At 73.7% G+C, this 7,226-nt stretch carries 5 protein-coding genes; 4 read left to right on the top strand and 1 reads right to left on the bottom strand.

Going from position 1 to position 7,226, the window contains the following annotated elements; all coding sequences use genetic code 11:
* Positions 1–147: 147 nt before the first annotated feature.
* Both GV126_RS29210 and GV126_RS29215 read left to right on the top strand, forming a co-directional pair.
* Positions 148–1,824, top strand: a complete 1,677-nt coding sequence (locus GV126_RS29210; RefSeq protein ID WP_159672342.1) for an alpha/beta hydrolase — start codon at positions 148–150, stop codon at positions 1,822–1,824.
* Between the two features lie 153 nt (positions 1,825–1,977).
* Positions 1,978–2,571 (top strand): DUF4232 domain-containing protein, encoded by a 594-nt coding sequence (locus tag GV126_RS29215; RefSeq protein ID WP_236570156.1) that lies wholly within the window; start codon positions 1,978–1,980, stop codon positions 2,569–2,571.
* On the opposite strand, the gene asnB is transcribed toward GV126_RS29215, so the two are convergent.
* On the bottom strand, positions 2,561–4,402 hold the full coding sequence (gene asnB / locus GV126_RS29220; protein ID WP_159672344.1) for an asparagine synthase (glutamine-hydrolyzing): 1,842 nt from the start codon (positions 4,400–4,402) through the stop codon (positions 2,561–2,563). The two genes, GV126_RS29215 and asnB, sit on opposite strands and share 11 nt — an antisense overlap.
* Before the next feature lie 527 nt (positions 4,403–4,929).
* Here asnB and GV126_RS29225 point away from each other — a divergent pair.
* Together GV126_RS29225 and GV126_RS29230 are read left to right on the top strand one after the other, a co-directional pair.
* On the top strand, positions 4,930–6,030 hold the full coding sequence (locus GV126_RS29225) for a baeRF3 domain-containing protein (RefSeq protein ID WP_159672346.1): 1,101 nt from the start codon (positions 4,930–4,932) through the stop codon (positions 6,028–6,030).
* Positions 6,031–6,123: 93 nt separating this feature from the next.
* Positions 6,124–7,149, top strand: a complete 1,026-nt coding sequence (locus tag GV126_RS29230) for a Gfo/Idh/MocA family protein (RefSeq protein ID WP_159672348.1) — start codon at positions 6,124–6,126, stop codon at positions 7,147–7,149.
* Positions 7,150–7,226: the final 77 nt, after the last annotated feature.

Here is a 7,226-nt window from a genome sequence, read left to right on the forward strand (position 1 = left end):
CCGCACGCCCCGCCTCGGCGCCCCGCCGCACCGCCCGTCCGCGCACCGCACCCACCGCCACGTGCTCCGACAGGCGCGGCCCCGGTGGGCCGCATATGGTGAGCGGAGGCGTTTCCCGGTCCGCTGCGAGCGCCCCTGGAGGCATCCATGCCGACCAAGCTGTCGACGCGGTCCGCGGCCCGGCGCTGTGCGTGTGTCGGCGCCGTCACCCTGGCCCTGCTCGGTGCGGGGCTGCCGGCGGTCGCCGCGGGCGGCGGGCAGCCGGATCTGAGCCGTTTCTACCGCCAGAAAGTGACGTGGGCGGCGTGCGAGCAGGGCTCGCCGCCGGACCTGCAGTGCGGCAAGGTGACCGTGCCGCTCGACTACGCCCGCCCGAACGCGGGCACCCTCGACCTGGCGCTGGCCCGCTACCGGGCCACGGGACCCTCCCGCGGCTCGGTGGTGCTGAACTTCGGCGGCCCGGGCGGCGCGGGCGTCCCCCAGCTGGCGGCCGGCGGCAAGGAGTTCATGGACCTGACCAACGGCTACGACGTGGTCACCTTCGACCCGCGGGGCGTCGGCAGGTCCTCGCCGGTCAGCTGCGGCATCGGCGAGGAGACGACGGGGTCCGGCGGCGACGCCTCGAGCGAGGCCGCGGCCGAGGGGGGGGCCGGTCTCGGGGACGCCCGGGCGGCGCGCAAGGCGCTGCAGGAGTGGCAGAAGGTGGCGGCCGAGTGCACCCGGCACTCCGGTGCGGTCCTGTCGCACATCGGCACCGTCGACGCGGCCCGCGACCTGGACGTCATACGCCAGGCGCTGGGCGACCGCAGACTCAACTACCTCGGCTTCTCCTACGGCACCCGGCTCGGCGCGGTGTACGCCGCCGAGTTCCCCCACAAGGTGGGGCGGATGGCCCTGGACGGGGTGGACACGCTGACCGAGCCGCTGGCGGAGCAGGGGCGGGTGGCCGCCGAGGGCCAGCAGACCGCGCTCGACGACTTCCTCGACTGGTGTGTGCAGGACATCGCCTGCCCGCTCGGCCAGGACCGGCGGATGGCGGGCGACCAGGTGCTGCAACTCGTGCGGTCGCTCGACGACAAACCCGTACCGACGGGCTCGGGCGGCCGTCTCACCGGCCAGGACCTGGTGGGCGCGATCGGGCAGGCGCTCTACAGCAAGGCGCTGTGGCCCACGCTCGAACGCGCGCTCGCCTCGCTCGTGCAGGACGGCGACACCCGCGGCGTCCAGGCGTTCTCCTCCGGGGGCACGGACCTGCCGGGCCGGCGGGCGGGCCGACAGGCGGACCGACAGCCGGGTCGGCTGCCCGGCCGGGGCCCGGCGGAACGGGCCGGCAGCGGCGGCCTCGTCGCCACGGCGGACGTGCCGGCGGACAACGGACCGGCCGCGATGATGGCGATCAACTGCGCGGACGACCCGGACCGGCCGGGCCCCGACCGGATCACCAAGGACCTCGGCCGGCTCAGCGCCGAGTACGAGCAGGCCTCACCGGTCTTCGGCCGGTACCGGCTGCACGAGCTGCTGATGTGCTACGGCCGCCCCAAGGGCACCGATTTCGTCCGGGAGAAGGTCAAGAACGTCGACTCCGCCAAGATGCTGCTGGTCGGTACCCGTGGTGACCCGGCGACCCCGTACCGCTGGACGACGGAGACCGCGCGGCGGCTGGGTCCGGCGGCCGTGGTGCTCGACAACCGCAGTGACGGGCACACCGGGTACAGCTCCTCCGCCTGCGTGCACCGGAAGGTGAACGATTTCCTGCTCTATGGCTCCCTGCCGCCTTCCGGCAGCTCCTGCCCGGCCGACGACCGGTCCGGCACCCAGGGCTGAGCCCGGCAGTGGCGACCCACGACACGCACGCGGACGAGCGGGTGCGGCCCCCGGGCCCCGGTCGCGGGTGACACTGTGCGCCGGCCCTGCCTTGCCCGCGTGCCCGTCTCCTCCTTCGCACGGGCCCGTCTCCGACCGCCCGGGAGGCCGTCCGTGCTCGTCCGCACCCGCACCCCGCGCACCGCCGTCGCCGCGCTGGTGCCCGTCGCCGTCCTGCTGCCCGCGACCGCGACCGCGGCCGGCCACGCAGCCGCGCGCACGGCCACGTGCGCGCAGCGGCAGCTGGCCGTCGAGGCGCGGGCCGTGTCCGCCGATCCGACGGTGGTGCGCGTCCGGGTGACCAGCCGGGCCGGGCACGGCTGCACCGTCGGCCCGATTCCCACGGTCACCTTCGGGAACCTGGACGGCACCGCCCAGCCGGTCCCCGCCGGCCCTTCCGGCCCCTCCGACCCTTCCGGTCCGTCCGCGCCCTTCGACCCGTCCGCGCCCCTTGACCCGTCCGGCTCGTACCGGCTCGATCCGGGCCGGACGGCCTACGCCGCCGTGCGGACCGTCACCGATCCGACGGACCCGAGCGTCCGCCGGGTGGACACGCTCACCGTGGCCGCGCATCCCGCGCACCGGGGCCGCACCTTCACCGCGGCCGCCCTCGGTGCGGGGAGCGCGATCCGGGTGTGGGAGCCGGTGACGACCCGGTGGCAGGCGTCGGCCGCGGCGGCGGACCGGGCGATCGGGCTCAGTCGGTGACGATCTCCGGCTTGTACAGGTCCAGCCACAGGGCCAGGTCGAGGGTCTTCTCCAGACCGCGCCGCGCCGCCTGCGTGATGACGGGCGTGTCCCGGTCCGCCGCCCGGCGCACCCGCTCCCGGTCGACCAGGTCGAACACCGGGTGGCCGGGCCGGGCGAGCAGGTCCTTGACGTGGTCCTGGAGCGCGACGGCGTACTTGGGGTCCTGCGTGGAGGGGTAGGGGCTCTTGACCCTGTCGTACACGGACTTCGGCAGCACGTCGCGGGTGGCCTCGCGCAGCAGGCTCTTCTCCCGGCCGTCGAACGACTTCAGCGCCCAGGGGGTGTTGTAGACGTACTCGACGAGCCGGTGGTCGCAGAAGGGCACGCGGACCTCCAGGCCGACGGCCATGCTCATCCGGTCCTTGCGGTCGAGCAGGACGCGGACGAAGCGCGTCAGGTGCAGGTAGCAGATGCGCCGCATCCGGTACTCGAAGTCGCTCTCGCCGTCCAGGCGCTGGATATCGGCGACGGCGGTGCGGTAGCCCTCGGCGACGTACGACGACAGGTCCAGCTTCTGCGCGAGGTCGGGCCGCATGACGTCGCCGTCGTCGCCGAAGTCGCGGCGGAACCGCACCAGCCAGGGGAAGGTGTCGGCGCGCCGCGCCTCCTCGTCGAAGAACTGCAGGTAGCCGCCGAAGACCTCGTCGGCGGACTCGCCGGACAGGGCGACGGTGGAGTGCTCGCGGATGCTGCGGAACAGCAGGTAGAGCGAGGCGTCCATGTCGCCGAAGCCCATGGGCAGGTCGCGGGCCCTGAGCACCCGTTCGCGGATCTCGGGATCGGCGAGGGTGTGGGCGTCGAGCACGATGTCCTGGTGTTCGGTGTCCGCGAGCCGGGCGACGTCGTGCACGAACGGCGTGTCGGGCGTGGCGCGCAGCTCGTCGGGGACGAACCGGTCCGCCTGGCCGACGAAGTCGACGGCGAAGCTGCGGACCTTCTCGCCCTGCGCGGCCAGTTGCCGGGCGGCCAGCGCGGTCATGGCGGAGGAGTCCAGGCCGCCGGAGAGCAGGGTGCAGCGGGGCACGTCGGCGACGAGCTGGCGGCGCACGATGTCGTCCAGCAGGGTGCGCACGGTGCCGATGGTGGTGTCGCGGTCGTCGGAGTGCTGCTGGGTGCGCAGCTGCCAGTAGGCGCGGGTGCGCAGGCCGCCGCGGTCGACGGTGACGACGGTGCCGGGCTCCACCTCGCGCATGCCGTCCCACACGGCGTGGCCGGGGGTCTTGACGAAGGTGAACAGCTCGCGCAGGCCGTCGAGCGTGACCCGGTGCCGGGCCAGCGGGTTGGCGAGGATCGCCTTGGGCTCGGAGCCGAAGATGACGCCGTCGGGCGTCGGGTAGTAGTAGAAGGGCTTGATGCCCATGCGGTCGCGGATCATCACGAGCCTGCCGTGGCGGCCGTCCCAGACGGCGAACGCGTACATGCCGTTGAGGCGTTCGGCGAGGGCGTCGCCCCATTCGAGGTAGCCGCGCAGGACGACCTCGGTGTCGGAGTCCGTGGTGAAGCGGTGGCCGCGGGCCATGAGGTCGGCGCGCAGCTCGGTGAAGTTGTAGGTCTCTCCCGAGTACACGAGCGCGACCGTGCCCTGTGGCGTCTCGGCCGTCATGGGCTGACGGCCGCCGGGCAGGTCGATGATCGCGAGCCGGCGGTGTCCGAGGGCGGCGGGGCCGTCGGTGAAGGTGCCGCGGTCGTCGGGGCCGCGGCAGGCCATCGTCTCCGTCATCGCATCCAGGGTCGCCATCTCCTTGCTCAGGTCGCGATCGAAGGAGACCCAGCCGGTAATGCCGCACATGTCCCTACCTCCTGGCCAAACAAGTTGCATGAGGCACCTATGTATACAAGCGTGTAACGCGCGCCCTCGCGGGTCAACGCGGGCGTAACCCGAGCGCCCGCGCGACCCTCGCACTTTCGGCCACACTTTGCTCCAGCGAAACCCGGACGACCCCCTCTAAGCGGCCCCGGACCCGCTGCGGCCTGTCATGATTCAGCCAAGGGCAAAGACTTCACCAACAGACGCAAACGTATACGGCCCACCGGACGCACCCCGGGCAGAGCACGAGCGCGCACCGGGCAGACACCGGCACGGGCACGCACCGGGCAGGCGTCGGCACGACACAGGCACGCACCGAGCACGGCACGGGCACGCACCGCGCAGGCGCCAGGCGCGACACGGGCACGGACCGAGCACGGCGTGGGCAGACACCGGGCGCGGCGCGCGCACGCCACCCACGCGACTACCCCGCCCACTCGCCCCGATTACTCCCTTCGCCCCTGATTACTCCAAATGCCCTCTATGGGAATTCCTCCTATGGTGCTGTCATGGAGCACGATCTGAGTCCCGCGACCCTCGCCGAGCTGCGGCGCCCCCGCAGCTATCCCGCGGTGTCCGTGCTGACGCCGACGCACCGCCGCGGCCCCGACAACGCCCAGGACCCGGTCCGGCTGCGCAACGCCGTGGCCGAGGCCAAGAAGCAGTTGCAGACCGATCCCGCGGTCACCCGGGAGCGCCGCGCCGACGTCGTGCGGCAGCTCGACCAGGCCCTCGCCGAGGTGGACCTGACGCACGCCGAGGACGGCCTGGCGATCTTCGCCGCACCCGGCGAGCACCAGGTGTGGACCCTCGGCCGCACCGTGCCGGAGCGGGTGGTGCTCTCCGACACCTTCCTCACCCGCAACCTGGTCTCCGCCCATGCCGCCGAGCGCCCCTTCTGGGTGCTGTCGGTCGCCGCCGACCGCGTGACGCTGTGGAACGGCGGCGCCGACCGGGTCGTCGAGGACCGCGTCGGCGGCTTCCCGCTGGCCCGGGACCTCCCCGCGAACTTCGACGCCGAGCGCCAGGAACGCAACGGCGACGCGCCGAGCACCTTCCGCGACGAGCGCACCCGCCAGTTCCTCAAGGAGGCCGACACGGCGATGAGCGCGATCCTGCGGGACCAGCCGCGCCCGGTCTACCTGACCGGCGCGCCCGCGGCGCTCTCCGTGCTCGACGAACTCGGCGGGATCGCCCGGTGCGCGGTGCACGTCCCGCACGTCGGACTCGCCCACGGCACCCCCGAGGCCGTGTGGCGCGCGATCCGGCCGGTGCGCGAGGCCCTGGCCCGGCAGGAGAGCGAGGCCGTCGCCCGGGAGCTGGAGGCGGCGCGCGGACGCAAGGAGTACGCGGCCGGCGTCGACGAGTTGTGGCGCAGCGCCCAGGAGGGCCGGGTGCGGCTGCTCGCCGTCGAGGACAACTACCGGATCACCGTGCGCGACGCCTTCGGCGAGCACCTGCTCCCCGCCGAGAGCGGCGAACTCGACGCCCGCGAGGACATCGTGGACGAGATCGTCGAGAAGTGCCTGGAGACCGGCGCGGAGGTCCGCTTCGTCCCGGACGGCACCCTGGGCGAGGCCCAGGGCATCGCGGGCGTGCTGCGCTACTAGGTCCACCAGGACCCGCCCCGCGCCACACCCGCGTCCTCCTCCTCGTCGGCGTCTACGCTACGGCGGACGTGTCGGCGAGGAGGGAGTGCGCACATGGGCGACCTGTTGGGCGTGGCCGTGCTGGGAGCCGGTCACATGGGGGCCGATCACATACGACGGCTCGATCAGGTGGTGAGTGGAGCCAGAGTGGCCGCGGTGGCCGACCCGGACACGGCCCGGGCCCGGGAGGCCGTGGCGGGCATCGAGGGCGTCACCGTGCACGCGGACGCCCTGGCCGCCCTGGACGCGCCCGGCGTGGAGGCGGTCCCGATCGCCCCCCCGGGGCCCGCGCCCGAGGAGGCCCTGCTCGCGGCCTTCGCGCGGAGGCTGCCGGTGCTGTGCGAGAAGCCGATGGTGCCCGACCCGGCCGGGGCGCTGCGGGTGGTGGAGGCGGAGGCCGGGCTGGGCCGGCGCCTGGCGCAGATCGGGTTCATGCGGCGCTACGACGCCGAGTACCGCCGGCTGAAGTCGCTGCTGGACGCCGGCGAGCTGGGGCGGCCGCTGATGCTGCACTGCACCCACCGCAACGTCTCCTCCCCGCCGCACTTCACCAGCGCCATGCTCATCGACAGTTCGGTCTCGCACGAGATCGACGCGGCCCGCTGGCTGCTCGGCCAGGAGCTGGCCGCGGTGACCGTCCTGCGTCCGGCCCCGTCCTCCGGGGCGCCCGAGGGCCTGTGGGACCCGCAGTTCGTGGTCTTCGAGACCGAGCGGGGCGCGCTGGTGGACGTGGAGGTGTTCGTCAACTGCGGCTTCGGCTACCAGGTGCGCTGCGAGGCCGTGGGCGAGAGGGGCAGCGCCCGGATCGGCGAGGAGCACGGGATGTCCGTCACCGCCCGCGGCGGCGCGCGCCTGGAGGTCCCGCAGGACTACCTCGACCGCTTCGCCGACGCCTACGACCGCGAGGTGCAGACCTGGGTCGACGCCACGCGGCGCGGACAGGTCACCGGCCCCGGGGCGTGGGACGGCTACGCGGCATCCGTCGTCGCCGAGGCGGGAGTGCGGTCGCTGAACGGGGCCGGCCGGGTCGCGGTGGACCTCGCCCCGCGCCCGGAACTGTACGCGCGGACCGGCCACTGACCGGACGACCCAGGCCCCGGACAGCCCAAGACCCGTCTCCTATACACATCTCCGAGCCCACGAGACAGGCAGAAAAA

It is taken from the genome of Streptomyces mexicanus (genome assembly GCF_902506575.1).
Taxonomy (GTDB): Bacteria; Actinomycetota; Actinomycetes; order Streptomycetales; family Streptomycetaceae; genus Streptomyces; species Streptomyces mexicanus.